This window comes from Chryseobacterium rhizosphaerae (assembly GCF_003385455.1).
GTDB lineage: Bacteria > Bacteroidota > Bacteroidia > Flavobacteriales > Weeksellaceae > Chryseobacterium > Chryseobacterium rhizosphaerae.
On record NZ_QNUF01000002.1, the window covers coordinates 222,734 to 249,431 of the forward strand.

Here is a 26,698-nt window from a genome sequence, read left to right on the forward strand (position 1 = left end):
TATAATAAAAGCCCTGTCATTTACTGGCAGGGCTTTTTATGTATATTGTATTGATTCATTTAACTCAACATCCGTTGTGCTTTCTTTACTCCTTCTACCAAAATATCAATTTCCTCAAAAGTATTATACACCGCGAAACTGGCTCTTACCGTTCCTGCAATATTAAAGAAGTTCATAATAGGCTGTGTACAGTGGTGTCCTGTTCTTACAGCAATTCCCATTTTATCCAGGATCATTCCCACATCGGAAGAAATCCCTACTCCTTCCAGATTAAAAGAAACAACACCTGTTCTCTTAGCTTTTTCACCATAAATTTTAATGCCTCCAATTTCTAAAAGCTGTCTCTGAGCATATTCCAATAATGCATTTTCATGGTTCTGAATATTTTCATGCCCTACTTTGTTCATAAAATCCACCGCAGCTCCTAAAGCAATATTTCCTCCTACATTTGGCGTTCCTGCCTCATATTTAAACGGAAGACCTGCATAGGTTGTTCCTTCAAAAGAACAAGTAGCAATCATCTCTCCCCCTCCATGAAATGGTGGCAAAGCTTCCAATATTTCACGTTTTCCGTATAAAATACCTGTTCCCATCGGAGCATACATTTTGTGGCCGGAAAACACAAAGAAATCGCAATCCATTTTCTGAACATCTATATTGAAGTGAGGAGCAGACTGAGCCCCGTCAATAACAACATAGGCGTCTGTATTTTTCCTCGTTTTTGATATGATTTCTTCAATAGGATTGACAATTCCCAACGCATTGGATACCTGGTTTACAGAAACCACTTTAGTTTTTTCACTTAGGAATTGATCAAATTGATCCATCTGAAGAATTCCGTTTTCATCAATCGGAATAACACGAAGTTTTGCTCCGGTTCTTTCACAAAGCATTTGCCATGGAACGATATTGGAATGGTGCTCCAGATAGGAAATAATAATCTCATCATCTTTTTTTAATTTTTGAGTTAAAATATAAGCGATGAGGTTTAACCCTTCTGTAGTTCCTTTTGTGAAAATAACTTCAAAATCATGTTCAGCATTAATGAATTTCTGAATCTTTCTTCTTGAAAGCTCCATTTCTTCTGTAGCCAGCTGGCTTAATGTGTGAATTCCTCTGTGAACATTAGCATTAAGTTCTGTATAATATGCATGACAGACTTCCAACACCGAATTTGGTTTTTGAGATGTAGCTGCATTATCCAAATAAACCAATGGCTTACCGTTCACTTCCCTGCCCAATATAGAAAACTGGTTTCTTATTTCCTGAATGTCAAACATTTATTTAAATTTTAAATTAAAACGTCCTTATTTAGAACACTTCAAATTTACGGCTTTTTTTCCGAAAGGATACATTGGATTGAAGCCTGATTCTTGTCAGTTAATAGAAATATTCGATGGATAAGATTGAAACCGAAACTAGCAGCCAGATTCATTGACCTATTGTCTTTCCTGAATGCTTATCCCAAATAAAAAACCTGCCAATACATTGACAGGTTCTTATATTGTTTAAATAAGCAATTCTTATTCTGCAGATTTCTCTTCTGTTGTTGGAACATCAGGAGATTGAGTAGCCACTTCTGCAGCTTCTTCTTCATCTTCATCATCCTCTGCTGCTGCACCTCCTTTCATTGCATTTCTAGACATCTTAACAGCTACTACAACTGCATTGTCCGGGTGCATGAAAGTATATCCTTCAGCTTTGATACCTCCGATGTAAAGTTTGTTACCAATTCTTAATGGAGTAACATCTACAACTACTTCGTCTGGCAAGTTAGCAGGAATAGCTTTTACTTTCAATTTTCTGAAAGACTGACGTAAAACACCACCAGCAACAACACCTTTTGAACGTCCAGTAATTCTTACAGGAACCTCCATAACAACTGGCTTATCGTCAGCTAATTGATAGAAGTCTGCGTGAAGAATTTTGTCTGTAATTGGGTGAAACTGAATATCTTGAAGAACTGCTGGAATTGTTTGACCATCAACTTCAATAGATACCGTGTGTGCTTCAGGAGTGTATACTAATCCTTTGAAAGCTCTCTCTTCAGCAGAGAAGTTCAAAGGTGCACCACCTCCATAAACAACACAAGGAACTAATTCAGCATCACGTAAAGCTTTTGTAGACTTTTTGCCCACGCTTTCTCTTTTTGTACCTTGAATTGTAATAGATTTCATTTATAAAAAATTTAAAAAATTATTTTAGTTTTAATTTGTAATTTGCTAAAAATCAATTAAATAACAAATTTGCTACTAATTGATCTATGCTCATGAACCATCGTCATAACGTCTGCAAATAACGGGGCGCAAGATAGCACTTTTATTTTAGTTGACAAATTATTTTTAACAGGAATTGAGTCAGTTACAATAACTTCCATTATTTTAGAATTCTCAATATTCTCGTAAGCCTTACCTGAAAGCACTCCGTGAGTAGCCATCGCTCTTACTGTTTTTGCTCCTTTTTCAATCAAGATGTCTGCAGCTTTACAAAGTGTTCCTGCAGTATCAATCATATCATCAATAAGGATTACGTTTTTACCTGTCACATCTCCGATAAGGAACATTTCTTCAATAACGTTTGCTTTCTTTCTTTCCTTATAAGCGATTACTACCTCTGCCCCCAGGTGACCTGCGTAGTTTTTAGCTCTTTTTGCACCTCCCATATCCGGAGAAGCAATGGTAAGATTATCAAGATTTAAAGATCTGATATAATCTACGAAAATAGTAGAAGCATAAAGGTGATCCACCGGAATCTCGAAGAATCCCTGAATCTGATCTGCGTGAAGATCCATTGTCATCACTCTTGTTGCTCCTGCTGCAGTAAGAAGGTTAGCAACTAACTTAGCACCGATCGGCGCTCTTGGTTTGTCTTTTCTGTCCTGTCTCGCAAGTCCGAAATAAGGAATTACAACAGTAATGCTCTTTGCAGAAGCTCTTTTTGCTGCATCAATCATCAGGAGAAGTTCCAAAAGATTGTCTGCAGGTGGAAACGTAGATCCTATTAAGAAAACTCTTCCTCCTCTTACAGATTCGTCTAAAACAGGCTCAAATTCCCCGTCGCTAAACTCCTGAAAGTTGATTTTCCCTAATTCTTTCCCATAATGCTGGGCAATTTTCTCTGCCAAGTCCCTGCTGGTTCTTGTACAAAATAGATAACTTAACTGATCGGCCATTTTTACTTTTTAAAAGATTTTGCAAATTTAAAAAAAAACCACAAGAATTACTCCTGTGGTCTCTAAGTTTTTATTTTATCAATTATTATGGGAATTTAACACCAGAATATTTGTTTGGATCTACCTGTGGTAATGTAGATCTGTATTTTGCATTTATAGATTTAATAAACTCATTGGCAATGACACCATATCCTCGTCCTGTAAGGTGAACACCATCAAGAGAGAAAGCCCCTCCTGTCACAAACTTCGCTGTATATTTCACTCCGTCAAATGAAATTCCCGACTGACCGTTCAATTCAGTCATTTTAGCATTTGCATCTACAAAAGCCAATCCATAAGAGTCAGCCAGTGATTTAATCGAAGCATTATAAGCATCTGTTGCCGTTTTTACATAACCAGCCTCTGTTTTTGTCAATACATGTTGGTTTTGTAAAGGATAAGAAATTCCATACACATTTACCGGAGCTGGCACACCAGGTGCGGTAGTATTAATCACAGAACTTGTAGTAAGCAGAATATAATCATTTGGAGTAGCTTGTCTTGCCTGTCCAAAGATTTGTCCGAAAGCACCAGCCATCACCGGTCCTAAAGAAGGAGTTAAAGCTGCTGTAAGTTGAGCTGATAAATCTGCAAGAGCTACATCTTTAATTAAAACAGGATTGGAAGCAGTAGTAGAAAGAAGATTAATTCTATCTCCTGCACCAAAAGCCGTAAGCGCTTGCTTTAAAGGGCCATATAAACTCGCATTAAGAGTTGCCAGGTTAGCTCCTAAAGCAGCCGGTGTCAAAGGATTGTAAGGAACTGTCGTAAAGAAAGGCACAGTAGTAACATAAGGAATGTTTGCAATAACTCCTTTAGTTGTTCCTACACTTTTAAGACCGTCCAAAACTCCTTTAATAGAACCCGCCACTACTGCCGGATCAGAAATATCATTTGATTTGTATGAAGTTGCATCAGTATTTCCTGTCTGAACTGTAGCAGTAGTATATGTCGTCACTCCACCTGCAGTCTGAGAGTTTGTTCCTCCATTGGTAGCATAGGATAACACATCATTATTTCCTATCCAAAGAGAGAAGAATGTTGCTTTCTGAGCCATAGCATCAGCCAAAACACTTGTTGTGGCAGAAGAAGCAAATCTTACAAAGTAAGGATTAGCCTTTCCAAGCGGAAGACCCGCCTGGCTACCATATCCAGGTGCAACCAGATGGAATGACTTCGCACCCGGCACCCCCATATTATTATAAGAACTGCCGCTAGGCAAAAGATCCAGTGCCGCAGCCGGAGCACTTGGTACCGGAGACAGGGATCCATTAACAACCTGCAGGTTTAATTTTCCGGGAAAACCAGGAAGATTATTAAATCCACCTACATCATTAGGCATTAGAGGTTGTTTGAAATCTCCTCCACCCGCAAGTCTCATTTGCCCGGCAATCATGCTCGGATAAGATTCATTCTGTCCGCTACTGTATAAAGCTCCATCACGATATCCGGAAGTAAGAGAGTTTCCTAAAGAAATATATTTTGAAAAATCTGCGTCTCCTTTCGTTACTGGAATATCTTTTACATCTGTATCGAAATCTGTATTACAGCTCGTTACGGTGAAAAGAAGTGCAGAGACAGCAATTGTTGATATTATAATTTTTTTCATAGTCTTTCAATTAAAAAGGGTTATACGATACGCCTAGACCAAAGTAGAACGCTTTTGCTTTCGCTTGTCCGTAGAATCCAAGATTAGCATTATTCACATCTCTATACTGAGGCATTGCATATCCTCCAGCAATATCAACCCCAAATTGCTTCAACTTAAATCCAACTCCACCAGTGATTACATAGGTATTAAATGAAGGAGTTTCCGGAATAAAGTTTTCGTTGGTATAAGGAGATTCATCATAATAAGCACCTAAACGTCCGTAAATGATGTTTGTGAATGCATATTGAGTTCCCAATCTGAATGTTTTGGAATTTCTGAAATTCTTAGGACTTACAAGAACCGTTGGATCTGCCTGATTTCCAATAGGAGCATTATCAAAGTCTAATACAAGTTTACTGTATCTTTCCCATCCATGATAATTAAAGTCTGCAGAAACCTGCCATTTCGGAGTAACCTTATAAGTTAAACCAATGGTATATTCTTCAACCAGTGGAAGAGTTGCTGAAAACCCATCCTGTCCTGCTGAGTTAAGCTTTAACTGTGAGTAGATAGATTGTGACGGGAACTGAAATGAAGCAGTTCCATTTTTAGCTTTCATATCTACCGGTGAACGATAAGCAATACTCACGTCTAACTTAGGATCAGGTCTGAAATAAAAACCAAACCCATACCCGTGCCCACTTGCTTTTTTATCTTTAATATTAACCTGTCCTCCGAATTGCGTTACCGCTTTATCCCAATCCACTACCCCTCTTGCGTAGATATAACTGGCTCCGAAAGATAACCAAGGCGCTAACTTTACAGAAACCATAGGCTGGAAATAAAAACTCTTCAATTCCAGTTTTTGCACCATTTCCTTACCCTCCCAGGTTTCAGGCCATTGGATTGTGCTTCCAAAAGGTGTCGTAACACTAAGACCTACGGAAAGCTTTTCTATGGGTTTATAAGTAATCGCTGCATAGAAAGGAGTCCCTAAAGGATTATCCGTTTCCGTACTCTGTAATGTATTTAAGTTCTGAAAAGTAATTTTATTACTTGCCCCAAACCCTCCAGCCACTACACTCAGTTTGGTAGGGATAAATGACATACCCGCCGGGTTAAAGAATGTCACACTCGCGTCTTCGGCATGAGCACTAGTATGCGCCATTGCCAACTGTTTCACCCCCTGCAAAGAAACTCTGAAGCCCCCTGCGTAAGATAAAACCCCCGCCAATAAAGCAGTTGATACTAATATTTTTTTCATAGACTATTATTATATAACCCAAATATAAAGTTATTTTGAATACGTCTGTTAATATTTCCCAATATTTTAAACAATATACCTAAAGAAAATTATGTTTAAAATAACACTTTGAATAAAATAAACTATAAAATCATTGTTTTTAAACACTTAAGAGCATATAAAAACACATTCATTTATTTTGTTTAACATTAAACAACAAGGTTATTGAATATTTAAATATTTTAGAATTGCATAAAGATAAAAATACATAAATTTGCAAGATTATAAATAATAGTAATATGAGTTGTGGATGCAAAACATCCGGCGATTCTGCACATTCTTGCGGTCCCAAGAAGACTGCGAGTGGTTGTGAAAATGTAAATACCTGCGGGAATAGTTATAAATTAAGTGTTTTTGACTGGCTTTCTAACATCAACAATCCAGCACCTAACAGGTGTGATTTTGTAGAAGTTAGGTTTAAAAATGACAGGAAATCTTTTTATAAAAATGTAAATAATATCCCTTTACATATTGGTAGCGTAGTTACAGTAGAATCAAGCCCGGGACACGATGTAGGTGTTGTAAGCCTTACCGGAGAATTAGTGAAAATTCAGATGAAAAAGAAAAAATCATCTGAAGAATCAGCACTAAAAATATACAGACAAGCCAACCAAAAAGATCTTGAGGTATGGCAGGAAGCAAGAAAAAAAGAAGATGCAGTAAAACTTGAAGCAAGAAAAATTGCCCACAGATTAGGACTTGAAATGAAAGTCACCGACGTGGAATATCAAGGTGATTCTTCAAAAATTACATTTTATTATACCGCTGATACCCGAGTGGATTTCAGACAGTTGATAAAAGAATACGCCGGCTCTTTCAGAACAAAGATCGACATGAAACAGATCGGTTTCAGACAGGAAGCGGCAAAAGTAGGAGGTATAGGTTCTTGTGGGCGTGAGCTTTGCTGTTCAACCTGGCTAACCGACTTCAGATCTGTAAACACCAATGTAGCAAGATATCAGCAGCTGAGTATCAACCCTCAAAAGCTGGCTGGACAATGCGGAAAGCTTAAATGCTGCCTGAACTACGAACTGGACAGTTATCTGGATGCATTAAGCAATTTCCCATCTTCTTCAACCGTTTTGGAAACAGAAAAAGGAAGAGCATTCTGTATTAAAATAGATGTCTTCAAAAAGAAAATGTGGTTTGCCTATGTAGACAGTTCTATTGCCTGGTATGATTTTGATATTGATCTTGTAAAAAAATTAATTTCAAAGAACAAAAGAGGCGAAAGAACGCTTCCTCTGGAAGATTTAAAACAACCTGACTCTCCTCTTCAAAGCATTGACCTTATTCAGGAAAACAATGTAGACCGTTTCGAAAAGAAAAACAGAGGAAACAGAAACAGAAATAACCAGAATAAGCCAAACAACCCTCAGCAGGGACAAGGACAAGGACAGAAGAGAAACAGACCGGAAAGACAGGACAGACCGGAAAGATCTGAAAAGCCTGAAAATCCAAATGCTCAATCTGGAAATCAGCAGCCTAAACAACAAAAACCTAATCCACAACAAAAACGTCCTGTGGAAAAGACAGAAAATAGTGCTGACTCTGAGAATAAGCCACAAACCAACCCTAATAAGAAAAAATTTAAAAAGAAATATCCTCCAAAAAAAGATAAAGATGCGTAACATTTTAGGATTATTTTCCCTTATCCTTTTCTTTAGCTGTACTTCTTCTTCAGGAGAAGATGTCATAATGAATTCCGTTGATAACAAATGGAATAAGAAAAGTGAGCAAAAATTTAATCTTGAAATTTCAGATCCGCAGAATCCTAAAAATATTATATTTGTTGTAAGGAATAATAACGATTATCCTTACAGCAATATAAGGTTCATTGTCAACTTCACCAATCTCCAGAACAAAAAAAAGGAAACCGACACCTTGAATTATGTTTTGGCAAAACCCAATGGAGAATGGCTTGGTACAGGCTTTGGTGATACAAAGGAAACGTTGTTTCAGTATAAATTGAATTATAAATTTCCAGGAAAAGGAAAATATGAAATCGGGCTGACTCAGGCTATGAGGAATGACAACCTTCCGGGAATTGAAGATATTGGGGTAAAATTAGAAACGGCTAAACCGTAATCATAAATGGAAGAAAACAGAAAAAATACAGGAAATAAAGGGAAAACTTTCCCTCTGCCTCCCAAGCAAAAGAAAAATACCTCTTGGAAAAAATGGGTTTCATTTATTTGGATTGGGCTCATTGCAGTAGTATTAGGAATTTCAGGCCTTTTCTTCGCTGTTTCTCAAGGTTTCCTTGGAGAAATGCCGGATGTAAAAGAACTTGAAAATCCGGATATCTTTGTCGCTTCTGAAATCATCTCTTCAGATGGCGTTACTCTGGGTAAGTTTGAAAAAGAAAAAACGCAGCCTATTGTTTACAAAGATCTTCCTCCCTATCTTATTTATGCATTACAAGCTAAAGAAGATGAACGTTTTAAAGAACATTCAGGAATTGACCTATACTCTATTGCCAGAGCCGTTGCATACGGAGGGGGGCGTGGAGGAGGTTCTACCATTACCCAACAGCTGGCAAAGCTCCTTTTCACGGGAACAGCTTCTCAAAACAAAGTAGAAAGAGCTTTCCAAAAGCTTAAAGAATGGGTAGTGGCAGTAAGTCTTGAAAAGAGATATACAAAGGAAGAAATCATCACCCTTTATTTCAACAAATTCGATTTCCTTTTCAATGCAAATGGTGTTGAAATGGCTTCCAGGGTCTATTTTAATAAAAAAACCTCGGAGCTTACCCTGCCTGAAGCGGCCACTTTTGTAGCCATGCTTGAAAACCCAAGAAAAAACAATCCTTACCGATACCCTGAAAAGGCAAAGGAAAGAAGGAATGTTGTATTGGATCAAATGCAGAAAACCGGATATATTGATGCTGCTACGTATGAAAAAGCAATCAATACTCCTGTGGAAGTAGACTTCCACCCTATTAAAAGTATCACTGACGGATATTCCGCGTATTATAAGTTTTACCTGAGAAAGGAAATTGACAAATACCTGGCAGGATATGAAAAAGAAACCGGCAAAAAACTAAACCTTTATAAAGACGGTTTAAAAATATATGTTACTCTTGATTCTAAAATGCAGAAGTATGCCGAAGAATCAATCAAAGAACACTTAACAGATCTTCAAAAGAGATTTGACGCTGAACAAAGAGGCAGAAAAAACAGACCATTCTACTATCTTACAGATAAACAGATCAGCCAGGTAATGCTTCAGGCCATGAAAAGAACCGGCCGATATAAGCTATTAAAAGCTGATGGTATGCCTGAGGATTCTATTATGATGGAGTTTAAAAAACCTATCAAAACATCCCGATTTACATGGAGTGGAGAGGAAGAAGTGGAAATGTCACCTTGGGATTCTATCAGATACCACAAGCAGATTGCACAGGCTGGACTAATGTCTATGGTTCCGGGAACCGGAGAAATCAAAGCCTGGGTAGGAGGTATCGATTGGCAGCACTTCCAATATGACCACATCAAACAAGGTAAGAGACAGGTAGGATCTACCTTCAAACCTTTCGTATATGCTACAGCGATCATGAAACTTGGAATGACCCCTTGTTCAACAGTTTCCAACGGAACTTATGATCACAATGGATGGCATGTACCGGGAAGAGGAGGAATGCTTACTTTAAAAGACGGTTTAGCACACTCTCAAAACCCGATTGCAGCAAGACTGATTGAGATGACGGGCGTAGACGCAGTAATCCAGACCGCTAGAGATCTTGGAGTAACGGAAGACATCCCAAGAAACAATACAATTGCCCTTGGTTCATCAGATATTACCATCTATGAAATGCTAGGTGCTTACAGTACTTTTGCCAATTATGGAAATCACAACAAACCGGAAATGATCTGGAGAATTGAAGATGCCAACGGAAGAGTAATCAAAGAAGTAAATGTTGAGCCGAAAGAAGTCATGAACCCATTATACGCTTACACCATGATTGAATTGATGAAAGGTGTTGCACAGTACGGAACAGCTTCAGGAGAACTTGGAAGAAGAGGGATTTCAAAAGGTGTAGAGATTGCAGCCAAAACAGGTACCACACAGAACAACTCTGATGGATGGTTTATGGGGATTACTCCTAAGCTAGCAACCGGAGCATGGGTTGGATGGGAAGACAGAGCAACTCACTTCTTTGGAACCGGTGAAGGACAGGGAGCTAGAATGGCATTACCAATTTGGGCTATCTATATGAAAAAGGTATGGGCAGATAAAACCCTGGGAGTATCACCGGATGATAAGTTCATTAAACCTTCAGACTGGAAAGACGGTTGCTCAAACCTTAAGGGCTTAAGCGGAGGCTATGGAGATGATGGAAGTCTTCAAACAATCGACGAAATTAAAAACCCTAGAGCAGCAGACCCTACTCCTAAGAAAACTACAGAAAAGAAAGAGGAAAACATCAATGAGAATCTTCACTCTAACGATGAGGTAGATTTTAATAAATAAATTCTCTTTTAGAAATACACAAGACCTTTCAAATTATTGAAAGGTCTTTTCTTTTATAATTAATACCTTTGAGGTATGAATATCGAACGTATCAGACAGCCTTTCATCAAGAAATTTCCAGGGGATTTTTCCGGTAACCTTATACAGAGAAATACTCCCAAGGTTTTATTTGCTACCATTAGCCCAGCAGGATTTGATCATCCGAAATTAATAGCCTTCAACAAAACGCTTTCGGAAGAAATAGGACTAGGAGCTTTTGAAGAAAAAGATCTGGATTTTCTGGTTGGAAACAGACTTCCCGAAAACATTCAAACCTATGCCACAGCTTATGCCGGCCATCAGTTTGGAAACTGGGCAGGACAGCTTGGAGACGGAAGAGCGATTCTGGCCGGAGAAATTGAAAATGACTTAGGCAAAAAAACAGAACTGCAATGGAAAGGAGCTGGTGCAACCCCTTACTCGCGACATGCAGACGGAAGAGCCGTATTAAGATCTTCTGTACGGGAATACCTGATGAGTGAAGCAATGTATCATCTGGGAGTTCCTACTACAAGAGCCTTAAGTCTTGCTTTTACAGGAGAAGACGTGATTCGTGATATAATGTATAACGGAAATCCTCAACTGGAAAAAGGAGCTGTGGTCATACGAACCGCTGAAAGCTTTCTCCGTTTTGGACATTTTGAGCTCATGTCTGCCCAAGGGGAATATAAAACCTTACAGGAACTGGTAGATTTTACCATTGAGAATTATTTTCCTGAAGTGACCTCGTCAGGCATACAGAGATATAAAGATTTTTTTGAAAACGTCTGTACAAGAACTGCCAATTTAGCTGTTGAATGGTTCAGAGTAGGCTTTGTGCACGGAGTAATGAATACAGACAATATGTCTATCTTAGGATTAACCATAGATTACGGACCTTATTCGATGATGGATGAATACGATTTGAATTTTACTCCCAATACAACGGATCTTCCGGGAAGAAGATATGCTTTTGGAAAACAAGGTCAGATTGCCCAATGGAATCTCTGGCAGCTTGCCAATGCTCTTCATCCTTTAATTAAAGATGAGAAATTTTTAGAAGACACCTTAAATCATTTTGGAACCCGTTTCTGGAAAAGCCACGATACAATGCTTTGTGCAAAATTCGGTTTTGATGAGTTGCTTAAAGATGATGAAGATTTTTTTACCAACTGGCAGGGTTTGATGCAGGAATTACAGCTGGATTACACTTTATTTTTCAATTATCTAGAAAAATCAACTTCAACTGCTGATGTAAAAGACTTCTTTAACCGTGTTTCCTACAGTCTTCTAAATGATGAAAAACTGAAAAAACTGGAGGATTTTCTTACTACATACAACTCAAGGCTAAGCCTAAACACTGTTTCAAGGGAACAGTCTTTAGCTATAATGAAAAAAACAAACCCTAAATTCACATTAAGAAACTATCTTCTCTATGAATGTATTGAAGAGATCAGTATTGGGAAAACAAGCATGCTTGAAAAACTAACAGATGCACTAGAAAACCCTTATGAGGAAAGGCATCCGGAGTTTTCAGCCAAACGCCCAAACAGCTATGATGACATTACCGGATGTTCTACACTTTCCTGTAGTTCTTAGTGAAAAGCTAATATTTTTCTTTATTTGTTGAATATTCATTATGCTATTAAAATATTTTTCCTAATTTTAGAAAAAAAATATTCTCATGAAAAGAACTCTATTATCTTTTGCATTATTAGCAAGCTTTTATAGCAGCGCGCAGACAGTACTGTCTGAAAGTTTTGAAGGAACCTTCCCACCTACAGGATGGACAAGATCAGCAACTTTAGCCTCAAGACCATGGGGACCGTCTAATGTAGCTAGTACTTTCCCATCAAGTGGAGCAGCAGCAGTAACAACCTATTCCATTAATGGAACAACTTCTGCTGCAATAGACTATTCAGCATCAAACAATGTTGCCAACCTGATAAGCCCATCTTTCAGCTTGGTAGGAACAACAAATCCTGCATTAAAATTTAAAGTGGTAGTAGGATGGTCTTATATGATCGATTTAGACAACGGAAACCTCATTGCACAGATATCAACAAATGGTGGAACCACATGGACAACTCTTTGGGATGAAGATACAGAAGCAGGTTTCACAGATGATGGAGATGGAAACGAAGCTACAGATTTATACAACACTGTACAAGTTCAAAAAGATTTATCTGCTTATGCTGGACAGGCAAATGTTCAAATAAGATTCCAATACACAGCAACAGATGCTGATGCAGTTTCTTTAGATGACGTTCAGGTTCTTACCAGCGGTACATTAGCCACTCATGAAGCCGTTTCAAAAAAAGCATCTTTAGACATCTATCCTAATCCTACTAAAGGAGAAATCAATATCAAAACTGATAAAAAAATAAAAGCTACTTCGGTTTTTGATATGACAGGAAAATCATTACTACAGACAAATTCCGAAAATCCAAATATATCTTCATTCCCAAAAGGGACATACTTAGTAAAGGTGGTATTTACGGACGGAAGTACTTCTACAAGAAAAGTAGTAAAAAACTAAGCGATTTAAATTTATATAATCTTAGAAGCTCACCTAATATGGTGAGCTTTTTATTTCTACTTTTGCAAAAAATCTGACCCGTGTCTTTGATCAAAACAAAACTTATTCATTTTTTAAAGCTGGTATTTCCTTCCACTTATACAGAAGTGGCCGTTTTTTTATTTTTTATCACCTGCTATGGAATCCTCGGATCTTACATAGCCCTCAACTACAGAATAATATTTGACAGCAGAATTCCATGGGATGCGTACTTTAGTTTTGATAACAAATCCATTCTTATGACCGGAGGAAGCTTCGAGAGACACCCCCTGTCCTATTATTTTTTCAATTGGATCAGAGAATTTTCACTTTTTATTTCAGGAGGTAAAATGGATGCTAATTTCAGGCTTACACTGGCATGGCTTAGCAACATCATCATCACATTGAATATTGTTCAGGTTTTTAAATACTTAAAAAATATTATCAGACTTCCTTTATCACTTAATGTACTCATCATCCTGTTTTTTGGTGTTTTTTCAACGAATATCATCCTGTCATTCACTCCTGAAAACTTCACTTACACTCTATTCTTACTTAGCCTATACAACCACTATGCGGCCATCAAACTAAGAAAACAGGAAAAAACACCCACAGCAGCGTTATCACTGGCAGTCATTGGCATTGGAGGCCTTACTATAACCAATCTTGTCAAGGTTTTTATTCCGGTATTTTTTGAAAAAGGTCTTTTCAGGGATTGGAGAAAAGTAGGTAATGCAGTACTAAGGGGAGCTATCGCCATTATTTGCTACGCACTACTCTACCTGAACCGAATTGATTTTAAGTATCAGAATATCTTTTCAAAAACCAACCAACAGTATGAAAAATTCTCTAATGTAGAATCCATACCGACCTGGGATATGATCCTTTCTTTCTTTTTTGGCGGTAATATTTTATTCCCAAGTTTTATCATCTCTGATAAACACAATATGAAAGGCTTTTCCTTTAAAGCACTTTATATGGAGTCGTATTCATCAGTGTTTTCATATATTTTCGTAGGGATATTACTGGCACTGATAAGTTGGAGTTATTGTAAGAATTTTAAAAACAAATGGGTCCAGATTATTATGATCTCATTTTTTGTTGATATGATCATCCACTGTGTTATGAGATTCGGTCTTCACACCTCCTATATCTATGGAGGGCACTTTGTTTTTGTCTACCCACTGCTGATAGGATGGCTTTTCTATGCTTACAGATCATCACCCAGAATATCAGCATTTTTAACATTAACCGTTGCTCTGCTCTTTGTTTACCTACTAACCAACAACTGGTATAGAATGTCTGAGTTTTTCTGGTTCCTGGAAACCTATTACCAATAAAAAAGGCTGAGAATAGTTTCTCAGCCTTTTTAGTATTTGAAATCAAATCTCCCTTATTTTGCTTCTGCACAGAAAATTCTGTACTGTACGGCAACCGCAGATTTGAAATATTCTCTGATTCTTGAAAGGTCACCCGCAGCGCTTTGCTTTGTAAAGTAACTTCCAGCTAAAATTTTATAATTTGGTCTTAAAGAAGCATCCGTTTCCACCTTAAGATTGGGGAATCTTTTTCGGAAATAAGCCTTCACCTCATTAGCTTCCTCATTGCTTTTCACTGTTGTAATCTGAATTTTAAATCCTAAAATTCTAGGATTTTTTTTACAAATTTCAGCATTGGTAAGCTCTCGATTTGGAACATAAATTTTAGGTGGCTTCGTAATTCCTCCGGTAGAAATACCATTATCGGTATTATTAGAATCTTTAGTTGGAACATTGTTCGCAACTTTGGAACATTTACCTTCAATTCCTTCCAAGGCAGCATTAATTTTTGAATCCATTGTCATGACAAGCTCCGTTCCCGAAAGCGTGTCCTTTTTAACAACTTGCTGTGCTTCAATATTATAAAATCCTAATAATGATAATATTGAAAATATTTTGATCAGATTTCTCATTTAAACTTGTTTCCGCAAATTTATACAAATTAAAAAACTATACCAAACAGGTTATTTAGAATCAATACAAATTAACCTTAAATGACATTTTCCCCTTTTTATATGCCGTTAAATTAGTGTTAAAAATATTATTTTTGCGGGATTGATATGTTCAATAATTTTACTAACATAAGATAATTTAAATGATTAGTTGGAGAAAGCATTATAAAAAAACGTTGATCGCAATAGGCTTATTGCTATCAACCAGTGCTTCATTTTACGGGCAAGACGGCGATCCTAAAAACGGAGAGAAACTTTTCAAAGCGAATTGTACTGCATGCCACGCGCTGGACAAACAGGTTATTGGACCACCATTAAAAGGGGTTGTAGAACGTGTAAAGACAGAGGGCGGTGTAGACAAAGATTGGCTTCACAAGTGGATCAAAGACAACAAAGCTCTTAGAGCTTCTGGGGATAAATACGCCAATGAGATTTTTGAAAAGTATAATAAGACTGAGATGTTACAGTTTCCTAATCTTACAGAGAAGGATATTGATGACATTTTAGCTTTCACTACTAATCCTCCGGCTCCGGAAGAGAAAAAACCGGAAGCAACTCCTGCAACTGGCGCAGCCGCGGCAGCACCTGCAGACAAAACTACTACAAACATTGTCATCATTTCTCTTTTAGCGATTGCAGGTTTATTAGTTTGGATCTTGGTAAAACTAAGACAACTGGTAACACTGGGTCAGTCTGAAGAATTAGCGGGTCTTAATGAAACAAGAGTTCGTTCGTTCAAGGAAATGTATGAGAAGTTCCACTACGTAGGTAAGATAGCTTTAACTATTCTTGCTATTCTTGCAGCTTACGGAGTATGGAACTGGTTAATGTGGATCGGGGTGTACAAAGGGTACAAACCAGAACAACCTATCTATTTCTCTCACAAAATTCACGCTGGAGAACAGAAAATTGACTGTCAGTTATGTCACTCTAGTGCTAAATACGGGAAAGTATCTGAAATTCCTTCTATGAACGTTTGTATGAACTGTCACAGAACAATTTCTGAATACAACGCAGATCATTACATGGAGCCAGGAAAAGACAAGGCATTCTATGACGGAGAAATCCAGAAGATCTATGCTGCAACAGGTTGGGATCCTGCAAAACAACAGTACACAGGAAAAACACAGCCGGTTGAATGGACAAGAATCCACAACATGCCAGACTTCGTGTACTTCAACCACTCCCAACACGTAGTAGCTGGTGAGCAAGCAATCATCAATTCTTTCAACAAAAAGAATCCAGACAACAAAATTGATGTTGTATGTAAAGCTTGTCACGGAAAAATTGATACAATGAATGTTGTTCAAATGGCTAACGACTTTACTATGGGATGGTGTATTGAGTGCCACAGAACTACTGAAGTTGATATGAACAACGGTTATAATAAAGAGTACTTCAAGAATCTACATGACAAGTTGAAAAAACAATATCCTAAGGATGGAGGTAAAATCACTGTAGATGCTATTGGAGGTCTTGAGTGTGGTAAATGTCATTATTAATAACTAAAAAATTAGAAGTATAAATGGCTTCAAACAAAATACAATTCAGAAGTATTCATGAACTTAAAGATCCAGCTTTAAATAATAAGCTGGCTCAGAAAGAGTTTCAGGAAGAAATTCCGGTAGAAGATTTCCTTGGAGATGCTGAGAACAACGGATCAAGTACTTCAAGAAGAGATTTCCTAAAGCTTTTAGGATTCTCTACAGCAGCAGTTACATTAGCTGCCTGCGAAGCTCCGGTAATCAAAACAATTCCTTATGTGGTAAAGCCACATGATATTATTCCGGGAGTACCCAATTATTACGCTTCCACTTATTTTGATGGTTTCGACTTTGCCAGTGTTTTAGTAAAGACTCGTGAAGGTAGACCTATCAAAATTGATCCAAACCCAGCAGCTGGTGATTTAGGTAAAACTAACGCAAGAGCTCAGGCAAGTGTACTTTCTCTTTATGATAATGATAAAGTAAAGCAGCCTAAACTGGATGGTAAGGACGAAACTTTCGATAAAGTAGACAGCTTTGTTCTTAAAGGATTGGAAGATGCGAAAGCTGCAGGTAAAAAGATTGTGCTTTTGTCACACTCTTTTGCTTCACCAACTTTCAAAAAGCTATTTGCTGAATTCAAAGCAAAATATCCTACAGCAGAATTAGTAACCTATGATGCTTTCCCTTACTCTGCGTCTCTGGATGCAGCTCAGGAGGTATTCGGACAGAGAGCATTACCAGTATATGACCTTAAAGGTTCTGAATTGGTAGTTTCTTTCCAGGCTGATTTCTTAGGAGACTATAATGCTTCAAGCTTAGAAACTTCTTACGCAGCAGCAAGAAAACCAGGTCCAAACATGTTGAGACACATTCAGGTGGAATCCAATATGTCATTGACAGGTGCTAATGCTGACTCAAGATACAGATTAAAGCCAAGTGCTGTAAACAAAACTTTAGTTGAAGTTTACAATGCAATCGTAGGTGGTGGTACTTCTGATAAGACGGCTACTGAAATTGCTAATGAACTTAAAGCAAAAGGCAGCAAAGCTGTTGTTTTAGCTGACAGTTCTAAAGGAGCACAGGTTTTAGCACACTTAATCAACCAAAAATTAGGTTCAGTAGCTTTCACTGGTAAAGCGAACTTCCTGAAAGAATTTGATAAAGCAAGATATCAGGAATTCTTAGGATGGGTAAATGCAGGTCAGGTTGGCGTATTGATCGCAAACAATGTAGACCCTATCTACTCTCATCCAAAAGGAGAAGATTTCAAAAAATCTTTATCAAAAGTTGCTTGTGTAGTAGCTGTTGCTGATAAGAAAAATGAAATGTACAAAGCAGCAAAAGCTGTAATTCCTGTAGCTAACTGGCTAGAATCTTGGGGTGATATTGAACCTCAGACAGGCGTATATTCATTAATGCAGCCTACGATCCAGAAAATCTATAAATCAAGACAGATTGAAGAATCTTTATTGGTTTGGAAGAATGGAAAAAACAATGCTGCTAATAACTACTATGATTATTTAAAAGCTAGCTCAGCTTCTATCTTAGGTGCTACTTCTTTCAATAAGGCTTTATATAACGGTATTGTTACTTCTAACAACGCAACAACATTATCTTATGCAGGTGGAAACGCTGCACAGGCGGTTGCTGAATTAGGAAACTTTAAAGCTTCTGAATTAGAATTGGTATTATATACTAAGACTTCAATGGGAGATGGTACTCAGGCAAACAACCCTTGGTTGCAGGAATTACCGGATCCTCTTACCAGAATGTCTTGGGATAACTACTTGACAATTTCTCCTAAAGATGCAGAGAAATTTGCGATTGATAACGATCTTAATGCAAGAATGCAGTTGGATGGTTCTATCGTAAACCTTACTGTAAACGGAGTAACAATAAAAGATGTTCCTGTATTCATTCAACCTGGTCAGGCAGAAGGATCTGTAGGTCTAGCGCTTGGTTATGGTAAAAAGAACTCAGGAGCTACTGCAGATACAGGGGTAAATGCTTATCCATTATTTGATGGTTCTAACCTGGTTCTTTCAGGAGTTAAAATTGAAAAGACAGGAGAAGATCACGAATTTGCAGGTATCCAGCTTCAAAACACCTTAATGGGACGTTACGAAATTGCTAAGGAAGTTCCTTTAGCTGAATTCATCAACGTACCTTTTGATGACGAGCACAAAGGATGGAACAAGCCTTTGGAATACCACACAATCAGTGGAGCACTTCCAGCAAGAAAAATTGACCTTTGGGATGCTTTTGATGATACAGATGGTCCTCACTTCAACTTATCTATCGACTTAAACTCTTGTACAGGTTGTGGAGCTTGCGTTATTGCATGTCAGGCTGAAAACAACGTTCCTGTAGTAGGTAAAGAAGAGGTAAGAATGTCCAGAGATATGTATTGGTTAAGAATTGACCGTTACTATTCTTCAAGACAGAAAGTAGAGGTATATGAAGGATTAAAAGAAGGAATGGCTGTACCAGAATTATACGGTACTGCTTTCAATAAAGAAGGAGGTGCATTAAATCACCCTGCAGACAATCCGGATGTAATCTTCCAGCCTGTAATGTGTCAGCACTGTAACCACGCTCCATGTGAAACTGTATGTCCGGTTGCGGCTACTTCACACGGTAAGCAAGGTCAAAACCATATGGCTTACAACAGATGTATCGGTACCAGATATTGTGCAAACAACTGTCCGTACAAAGTAAGACGTTTTAACTGGTTTACGTATAACCTAAATGACAAGTTCGACTTCAACATGAACAACGATTTAGGAAGAATGGTACTTAACCCAGACGTAGTTGTAAGAACTAGAGGGGTAATGGAGAAATGTTCACTATGTATTCAGGAAACTCAGGCTACTATTTTAGCAGCTAAGAGAGACAACAGAAAAGTAACAGATGCTGAGTTTAAAAACTCTTGTGCTTGTGCTGCTGCTTGTTCTACTGGAGCAATGACGTTCGGAGACATGAATGACAAAGAATCTGAAGTTAGAGATTTATATTCTAGCAACAGAAGATATTATTTACTAGAGGAGATCGGAACCAAACCAAACGTGTTCTATCATACTAAAGTAAGAAACAGAGTAGAAAAATAAAGTTTAAATAATAAATAGGTAAAAAATGTCAGGACATTACGAAGCTCCGATAAGGGAACCTCTGATTATTGGTCACAAAACTTATCACGATATCACAGAAGATATTGCACGACCTATCGAAGAAAGAGCAGGTAAATTATGGTGGATTTCATTATATGCTGCGCTAGTTCTATTCATCTATGGATTCGGCTGTATCGCTTATACTATCGGGACAGGTATTGGAGCATGGGGGCTTAACAGAACTATTAACTGGGGTTGGGATATTACCAACTTCGTATGGTGGGTAGGTATCGGTCACGCCGGGACCCTAATCTCAGCAGTATTATTATTATTTAGACAGAGATGGAGAATGTCTGTAAACAGATCTGCAGAGGCGATGACGATCTTTGCGGTTGTACAGGCAGCAATCTTCCCTGTAATTCACATGGGTAGAGTTTGGGTTGGATACTGGGTATTCCCTTTACCAAACCAGTTCGGTTCTCTTTGGGGGAACTTTAACTCTCCTCTATTATGGGACGTATTTGCGATCTCAACTTATTTCTCAGTATCAACTGTATTCTGGTTTATGGGATTAATCCCTGACTTTGCAATGATCAGAGATAGAGCAAAAACTCCTTGGACTAAGAAGATTTATACTTTCTTAGCTTTCGGTTGGGGTGGTAAAGCAAAACACTGGCAGAGATTCGAAGAACTTTCTTTGGTTCTTGCAGGTTTAGCAACTCCACTTGTATTCTCGGTACACACAACGGTATCTTTTGACTTCGCAACTTCAGTTATTAAAGGATGGCACTCTACAATTTACCCTCCTTACTTCGTAGCTGGTGCGATCTTCTCAGGATTCGCAATGGTACAGACCCTATTGTTGATCGCTAGAAAAGTTTGTCACCTTGAAGATTATATTACCATGTATCATATCGAAATTATGAACATCGTAATCGTTTTAACAGGGGGTATGGTAACGGTAGCCTATGCTACTGAATATTTCATCGGATGGTATTCTGGATCAAGATTTGAAGACTTTACATACCTTTCACCAGGTGCTGCAGTAGGACCTTACTGGTGGGCTTTCTGGTCATTGATTATCTGTAACCTTGTTGTTCCTGCATCTTTCTGGTTCAAGAAAGCAAGAACCAATATTATCTGGACATTCATTGTTGCATTGATCATTAACATCGGTATGTGGTTTGAGCGTTTCGATATCATCGTTATCAACCTTTCAAGAGATTACTTACCAGGATCTTGGACTATGTTTAAACCAACGATCATTGATGTGGGTGTATACTTAGGAACAATCGGATTCTTCTCTGTATTATTCTTACTATACGCAAGAACATTCCCTGTAATTGCACAGGCTGAATTAAAATCGATTCTGAAAATTTCAGGTGAAACTTATAAAGCAAAAGAAGGAGATGAGCACCACTAAAATTGTATACGGACTTTATGCTGACGACGACGATTTAATGAACGGCGTTAAAGCATTCAACGATAAAGGAATCAAAATAAACGAAGTATATACTCCGTTTCCGGTTCACGGACTAGACAAAGCTTTAGGATTAAAGAAAACAAGAATTTCTGATGCGGCCTTTCTATATGCTCTTTATGGTGTTACTATCGGTGCTACGGTTACCTGGTATGTAATGAACCATGACTGGCCTCAGAATATTGGTGGTAAACCAGCTTTTGACTGGGCACACAATATGCCGGCATTCGTAGTTCCAATGTTCGAATTAATGGTATTCTGTGCAGCTCACATGATGTCTTTAACTTTCTTAGTTAGAAACAAAATGTATCCAGGAGCTCCTGCTCAGAACCCGGATCCAAGAACTACTGATGATAAATTCATGATGGAATTTGTAACTGAAGATGTAGAATCTGTAAAACAGTTACTTATTGAAACTGGAGTTGAAGAAATAACTGTTAAAGATGCTTAAAATGAAAAAGAATGTATTAAAAATTACAGCAGTTTTAGGTTTAACTACAGTTTTACTTAACTCTTGCGGACCAAAAGACAATGCACCATTGGTATATTTCCCGGACATGTATTTCCCGGTAGCTTATGACCCATTGATGAAAGCTCAGGATGCATACTCAGATCATGAGAATGAAATCCCTGCGTTTGTAAAAAACAGCTTTGCAACTGGTCTTGCTCCCGTAGAAGGTTCAGTGGCTCAAAATAAAGACGGAATCTTTGAAGAAGGTTTACTTCCTAAAAATGTAGATCAATACAATGCAGGATATGACGCTTCCAAGAAGATGACAACTTCTCCTCTTAATCCGGCAAACGCTGATAAAGATATTGAAAGAGGAAAAATGTTGTTTGACCGTACTTGTGCTGCATGTCACGGAACAGGAGGTGATGGACAAGGTCCAATCGTACAAACAGGTGCTTTCTCTGGTGTACCGAACTATGCTGATAGAGAAATTACTGTAGGATCTGTTCATTATGTATTAACAAACGGTAGAAATGCAATGGGATCTTATGCGGGACAATTGAACGCAGGAGACAGATGGAGAGTGGCAATGTATGTGATGAGTGCTTTCAAAAAAGGAGCAGCAGCACCGGCAGCAGCTACAGCAGCGGCGCCAGCAACTGAAACGACTACCGAAACTAAAAAATAAGAAAAGAAATGTATAGTTTTTCACCAAAATTAAAATCAACTTCTATAATACTTCTTGTTGTAGGTTTAGTTCTGTTTGGTATTGGTTTCTTTATGAATAAAGGACTTTCTACTGAGAAAATAGAACAAATGATGGAAGCTGTTCATGCTTCAGGTCATAATGCTCCTACCCACTCAAGTGAAATGGTTGGACCACAGGATCACGCAGCTCATTTAGAGCATGCTGAGCTTCAGGTTCACAACCAGCCATTAGCATCGCTGCACTTTGTAGCAGTCTTTTTCTTTGGAGTAAGTTGTGCTGTATTGTTTTTCTACTGTATTCAGCATGCTGCCCACGCTGGTTGGCCAATTATTATTACAAGAGTAATGGAAGCTATTGCTTCTTATATTCCTTACGGAGGTGCAATTCTGGTTATTATGATGATATTGAATATCACTCACAATGGCCACCTATTCCACTGGATGGATCCGGAATTAACGAATCCTGAATCTGCACACTTTGACGTAATTTTATTCGAAAAGAAAAGATTCTTAAATATACCTTTCTATGCTATCAGAACGATCATTTATGTAGTAGGTGCTTCATTCTTTGCATGGAAACTGAAAGCTCAGTCTAAAAAAGTAGATGAAACTAAATCTAAAGTTGAGTATCAAATGCTTTACAGATGGGCAGTAGGATATATTGCATTCTTCGGATTTGCTTCTGCTGCTTGGGCTTGGGACTGGTTGATGTCTATTGACCCTCACTGGTATTCTACAATGTATATCTGGTATTCAATGGTTAGCTGCCTTTCAAGTGGTATTGCTGTAATCATTCTATTAAGTGTTTATCTTAAGAAAAATGGTTTCTTACCACAGTTCAATGACAACCACTTACACGATTTAGGAGTATTCCTTTTCGCTACAAGTATGCTTTGGACATATACATGGTTCGCTCAGTTCATGCTTTACTGGTATGCCAACGTTCCGGAAGAGGTTAACTACTTCTTTGGAAGATTCCAACACTATGGAACTACATTCTTGCCAATGCTTATTGTAAACTTCTTATTACCACTATTGGTATTAGTGAGCAGCAGCATCAAGAGAAACTACAAAGTAGTAACGGTAATGGCTGTAGTAGTTATTTTAGGACACATCCTAGATTACTTCAACATGGTAATGCCTGGAACGGTAGGACCATACTGGAACACTCCTGAAGTATTCTTATTAATCTTGGGAGCTCTCCTATTCGTAGTTGGATTGTTTATGTTTACTGTACTTTCTGCTTTATCTAAATTGAAGCTGATCCCTACAGGAAACCCTTACTTACACGAATCTGAAATTTATGAGTATCCTTTCTAAGGACTTGTAACAAAATAAAATTATAAAAGACTGATTGTTAAACAATCAGTCTTTTTTTATGCCGTCAGCCCAATTGCTGCCCTTTTAAGATTCATTTCCTGCATATTCATAAGCCTGATGACTAACCCCAATAACAGTATTATGAAAAAAGTGTATCTGGTTTACCTGCTATTCTGTATGGTCTCCATTTTTACCCATGCCCAGACCATTACTTTCGTTTCCGAAAAAAGCAACATTCCTCTTCCAAAGGTTTCGGTTTTCGGCAGAGACGGTAGTATACTCGCCTACTCTGATATTGATGGGAAAATTGATAAACAATCCTTATCCCCGGCTCAGGAAAAATTCCAGCTGGTCTATAATAATTTTCTGGTGGCCACACTCTCCTATTCAGATTTTGACCAGCCTGTTATTAAGATCAATGATCAGGTAAAAGAAATAGAAACGGTAGTCATTAAAAATAATAAACCTGCAAAATATATCCTTATCAAAGGGAATTTTAATTCTTATGTTACGGTCAACAATAAACTGAATGCCTATGCCGATGGAATTGTAACCTATACTTTCGATAATAAAACGAAAAAGCTAAAAAGCAGTCATGTGGAACAATATCGAGTGTACAGACTTATAGATCCTAAGAAAGAAAAGAACCAGACCGCTTTTTGGGATTATGGAAGCTCATTAGGAATCCCCAATATGAAAAAAGTGGGAACCCTTGATGAATATAAAAAGAAAAACATAAAAATTAAGGAACTTAAAGGCAGCAGCAAAGATGAAATTGAGGTTACCGGTGAATACCTGCAGCAAAAAGAATTTGCCCTATTCGGATTCCGTTTTTTTGATCTGAGAGGAATTCAGAATATCGCTTTTGAAAAGAATTCTCAAAAAACACTCAAAGATCTACTGGAATTTAATGAAATCCTTTTTATTAAATTAAAACATAAAAGTGAGGAAAACTACAATCAGGTTATTTCCTACCAAAACTTTTATCCTTCAGAAATGAACTTCAGTGATAGTAATGATATGGATGAAGTAAAGTTTAATAAAGACTATAGCAACTATAAAACCCAGTATTGGCAGGATCCGTCATTCCCTAATATGCAGACTATCTTCAGTTCATTTTTTAAGGACGATTTGAAGGAAAAACAAAATAAAAAATAAAATCCACTATTAATAAAGGTTTTATTAAATTTGCAACAAACCAAATAAAAATGAAAAAGTTTTCTTTTCTACTTGTTTTCAGTCTGTTGCTTTTTACAGCATGTAAGAAAGATCATGTAGATGCTACGAATACTAAAACGCTGCAGTCAAGTATCAATGATATGACCTCCAGCTTATCAACCATTAAACAGATTAAGTTTAATGAAGCTCTTTATATTCTTAAGACATTCGGTGTAGAAGCAGATGGGGATGTGAACGAGCTAAAAGCACTTGGAAAACTGATTGACGGAAAAAAAGTGCCTGAAATCCTGACACTGGCAGACGAAATTGCACAGAAAAATGGAATCGAATGGGCAAGTACCAGCCCGCCTTCATTGGGAGAAATGAATATCTTCGGAGATGATAAAGCTAAAGAAAGTGATCCTAATGATGTAAAAGCAGGAGCACTAAGCCTTGTTACAAGACCCATGGGTGATGACGGAGCAGGAGCTCCTACCTCTATCCAGATCGTTCCAAGACTTGTAGATGCTGCAGGAAATCCGGTATCATTTACAGGAGCAGGGCTAGAGGCAACACTGGAGGTTTTCAGCAACGGAGTGAGACTTTCTACAGCCAAAAACCTGATGCAGGATAATAACTTTAAAGGATTTAATCTTAAATTCTCCTCTATTCCGGCGGCAAAAGTAGTTGATAATAAAATAGACATCACTGTTTCAGTAAAAACAACGGCAAAAACATTCAAGATGTCAAAAATAGGGCTTGATGTAAATGCTGCTGCCCTGAAAGTGCCTGCTGTTCCTAAAACGGATACTACAGCAGTAACTCAGCAGCCAAGCGCTGTGGTAGATCCAAATAATCCTTCAACTACACCCACCACTACAGAACCAGGTACTGCAACTCCAACAGCACCGGCAGCTCCAAAGCAACCTACCGCGGATCCTAAAAATACAGTAAGCAAGTTTTTGAATAGTGTAAGCTCTCAAAACTTAAAAGCAGCATATGATGCCTCCAATAACCCAAGCTGGGGAAGCTATGAGTCTTTCTCAAACCCTACTTCAGGTTTTGGATCTGTAAAAAATGTAAGCGTAAAGAACATCACGACAAGCGCTACCAATCCTAACGGAGCCAGTGTCAATGCAACGTATGACGTAACCGATAAAAACGGTAAAACGACTTCATTAAAAGTAACTTTCGGACTTAAAAATGTAAACGGAGACTGGAAAATTTCCAGCTATAAAATAAACCCATAAATGGCTTCAGCAGAACTGATCAAAAGACTAGAAGAAACAATTGAAAATTTCCCTGACTTTCCAATACCAGGAATACAGTTTAAGGATATTTCACCCATTTTTTTAGACCCAAAACTATATGAAGATGTAATAGCCGATTTGGTTACCTTCAGCAAAGGAAAAATAGACGCTGTATGCGGAATAGAAAGCCGAGGTTACCTTTTTGGAATCGCCATTGCAGTAGCACTGGAAGTACCTTTTATTCTCATCAGAAAAAAAGGAAAACTTCCGCCCCCAATTATTTCAGAGAAATATGACCTGGAATATGGTACTGCTGAAATAGAAACCCGTGAAGGGCAAATCAAGAAAGGACAGAGAATACTGATACATGACGATTTACTGGCTACCGGAGGGACTACTGAAGCAGCAGCCAAATTGGTGGAAAAGCAAGGAGCAATCGCTTCTCAGTTCAGTTTCCTTATTGGTTTAAAAGGCCTGGGAGGAAATGAAAAACTTGAAAAGTTCGGTGCCGAGATCTATCATATCTTAGAATACTAAGGACTTTATAGCATAAATTATCCGACTCCGCTCTGCAGGACAACATCAACAAAAGGT

The 26,698-nt window shown here is 37.9% G+C and carries 21 protein-coding genes; 15 read left to right on the top strand and 6 right to left on the bottom strand.

Going from position 1 to position 26,698, the window contains the following annotated elements:
• Nucleotides 1-59: 59 nt before the first annotated feature.
• From DRF57_RS02565 to DRF57_RS02585, 5 genes are all read right to left on the bottom strand, one after another.
• Nucleotides 60-1,280, bottom strand: coding sequence for a cysteine desulfurase (locus DRF57_RS02565; protein ID WP_115916755.1), 1,221 nt, complete (start codon nucleotides 1,278-1,280; stop codon nucleotides 60-62).
• Between the two features lie 243 nt (nucleotides 1,281-1,523).
• Nucleotides 1,524-2,177, bottom strand: a complete 654-nt coding sequence (locus DRF57_RS02570; protein WP_047484662.1) for a 50S ribosomal protein L25/general stress protein Ctc — start codon at nucleotides 2,175-2,177, stop codon at nucleotides 1,524-1,526.
• A 56-nt stretch (nucleotides 2,178-2,233) separates the two neighbouring features.
• The gene (locus DRF57_RS02575; RefSeq protein WP_047484660.1) at nucleotides 2,234-3,172 is read right to left on the bottom strand and encodes a ribose-phosphate pyrophosphokinase; all 939 of its coding nucleotides are present in this window, start codon (nucleotides 3,170-3,172) and stop codon (nucleotides 2,234-2,236) included.
• Nucleotides 3,173-3,257: 85 nt separating this feature from the next.
• A complete protein-coding gene (locus DRF57_RS02580) occupies nucleotides 3,258-4,820 on the bottom strand; it encodes an SGNH/GDSL hydrolase family protein (protein ID WP_115916757.1) in 1,563 nt (520 codons plus the stop codon).
• Nucleotides 4,821-4,830: 10 nt separating this feature from the next.
• The gene (locus DRF57_RS02585) at nucleotides 4,831-6,066 is read right to left on the bottom strand and encodes an OmpP1/FadL family transporter (RefSeq protein WP_047484657.1); all 1,236 of its coding nucleotides are present in this window, start codon (nucleotides 6,064-6,066) and stop codon (nucleotides 4,831-4,833) included.
• 278 nt (nucleotides 6,067-6,344) lie between these two features.
• Here DRF57_RS02585 and DRF57_RS02590 point away from each other — a divergent pair, with 278 nt between their 5' ends.
• From DRF57_RS02590 to DRF57_RS02615, 6 genes are all read left to right on the top strand, one after another.
• A complete protein-coding gene (locus tag DRF57_RS02590) occupies nucleotides 6,345-7,736 on the top strand; it encodes a PSP1 domain-containing protein (RefSeq protein ID WP_115916759.1) in 1,392 nt (463 codons plus the stop codon).
• Nucleotides 7,729-8,193 (top strand): gliding motility lipoprotein GldH, encoded by a 465-nt coding sequence (locus DRF57_RS02595; RefSeq protein ID WP_047484653.1) that lies wholly within the window; start codon nucleotides 7,729-7,731, stop codon nucleotides 8,191-8,193. The genes DRF57_RS02590 and DRF57_RS02595 overlap by 8 nt, the downstream gene beginning before the upstream one ends.
• A gap of 6 nt (nucleotides 8,194-8,199) precedes the next feature.
• Complete coding sequence (locus DRF57_RS02600; RefSeq protein WP_047484651.1) at nucleotides 8,200-10,578, top strand: transglycosylase domain-containing protein; 2,379 nt, start codon at nucleotides 8,200-8,202, stop codon at nucleotides 10,576-10,578.
• Between the two features lie 75 nt (nucleotides 10,579-10,653).
• Complete coding sequence (locus tag DRF57_RS02605) at nucleotides 10,654-12,195, top strand: protein adenylyltransferase SelO (protein WP_115916761.1); 1,542 nt, start codon at nucleotides 10,654-10,656, stop codon at nucleotides 12,193-12,195.
• An 85-nt stretch (nucleotides 12,196-12,280) separates the two neighbouring features.
• On the top strand, nucleotides 12,281-13,135 hold the full coding sequence (locus DRF57_RS02610; protein WP_115916763.1) for a T9SS type A sorting domain-containing protein: 855 nt from the start codon (nucleotides 12,281-12,283) through the stop codon (nucleotides 13,133-13,135).
• 80 nt (nucleotides 13,136-13,215) lie between these two features.
• Nucleotides 13,216-14,493 (top strand): DUF6080 domain-containing protein, encoded by a 1,278-nt coding sequence (locus DRF57_RS02615; RefSeq protein ID WP_228450305.1) that lies wholly within the window; start codon nucleotides 13,216-13,218, stop codon nucleotides 14,491-14,493.
• A gap of 53 nt (nucleotides 14,494-14,546) precedes the next feature.
• On the opposite strand, the gene DRF57_RS02620 is transcribed toward DRF57_RS02615, so the two are convergent.
• A complete protein-coding gene (locus tag DRF57_RS02620) occupies nucleotides 14,547-15,104 on the bottom strand; it encodes an SPOR domain-containing protein (protein WP_115916765.1) in 558 nt (185 codons plus the stop codon).
• 182 nt (nucleotides 15,105-15,286) lie between these two features.
• Between DRF57_RS02620 and DRF57_RS02625 the strand changes: the two genes are divergently transcribed.
• The 9 genes from DRF57_RS02625 to DRF57_RS02665 all read left to right on the top strand — a co-directional run bounded on the left by DRF57_RS02625 (nucleotide 15,287) and on the right by DRF57_RS02665 (nucleotide 26,641).
• Complete coding sequence (locus DRF57_RS02625; protein ID WP_047484643.1) at nucleotides 15,287-16,645, top strand: c-type cytochrome; 1,359 nt, start codon at nucleotides 15,287-15,289, stop codon at nucleotides 16,643-16,645.
• A 23-nt stretch (nucleotides 16,646-16,668) separates the two neighbouring features.
• Nucleotides 16,669-19,737 carry a TAT-variant-translocated molybdopterin oxidoreductase gene (locus DRF57_RS02630; protein WP_115916767.1) on the top strand — a complete coding sequence of 1,023 codons (3,069 nt, stop codon included), beginning with the start codon at nucleotides 16,669-16,671 and terminating at the stop codon, nucleotides 19,735-19,737.
• Nucleotides 19,738-19,762: 25 nt separating this feature from the next.
• Entirely contained in the window at nucleotides 19,763-21,160 is a 1,398-nt protein-coding gene (nrfD, locus tag DRF57_RS02635; protein ID WP_047484639.1) for an NrfD/PsrC family molybdoenzyme membrane anchor subunit, read from the top strand.
• A complete protein-coding gene (locus tag DRF57_RS02640; RefSeq protein ID WP_047484637.1) occupies nucleotides 21,147-21,668 on the top strand; it encodes a DUF3341 domain-containing protein in 522 nt (173 codons plus the stop codon). The genes nrfD and DRF57_RS02640 overlap by 14 nt, the downstream gene beginning before the upstream one ends.
• Nucleotides 21,661-22,356, top strand: a complete 696-nt coding sequence (locus DRF57_RS02645; RefSeq protein ID WP_047484635.1) for a c-type cytochrome — start codon at nucleotides 21,661-21,663, stop codon at nucleotides 22,354-22,356. The genes DRF57_RS02640 and DRF57_RS02645 overlap by 8 nt, the downstream gene beginning before the upstream one ends.
• Nucleotides 22,357-22,364: 8 nt before the next feature.
• Nucleotides 22,365-23,696, top strand: a complete 1,332-nt coding sequence (locus tag DRF57_RS02650; RefSeq protein WP_047484633.1) for a hypothetical protein — start codon at nucleotides 22,365-22,367, stop codon at nucleotides 23,694-23,696.
• A 141-nt stretch (nucleotides 23,697-23,837) separates the two neighbouring features.
• Nucleotides 23,838-24,854 carry a hypothetical protein gene (locus DRF57_RS02655; RefSeq protein WP_047484632.1) on the top strand — a complete coding sequence of 339 codons (1,017 nt, stop codon included), beginning with the start codon at nucleotides 23,838-23,840 and terminating at the stop codon, nucleotides 24,852-24,854.
• A gap of 50 nt (nucleotides 24,855-24,904) precedes the next feature.
• The gene (locus tag DRF57_RS02660) at nucleotides 24,905-26,104 is read left to right on the top strand and encodes an NTF2-like N-terminal transpeptidase (RefSeq protein WP_047484630.1); all 1,200 of its coding nucleotides are present in this window, start codon (nucleotides 24,905-24,907) and stop codon (nucleotides 26,102-26,104) included.
• Nucleotides 26,105-26,641 carry an adenine phosphoribosyltransferase gene (locus tag DRF57_RS02665; protein WP_047484628.1) on the top strand — a complete coding sequence of 179 codons (537 nt, stop codon included), beginning with the start codon at nucleotides 26,105-26,107 and terminating at the stop codon, nucleotides 26,639-26,641.
• Nucleotides 26,642-26,698: the final 57 nt, after the last annotated feature.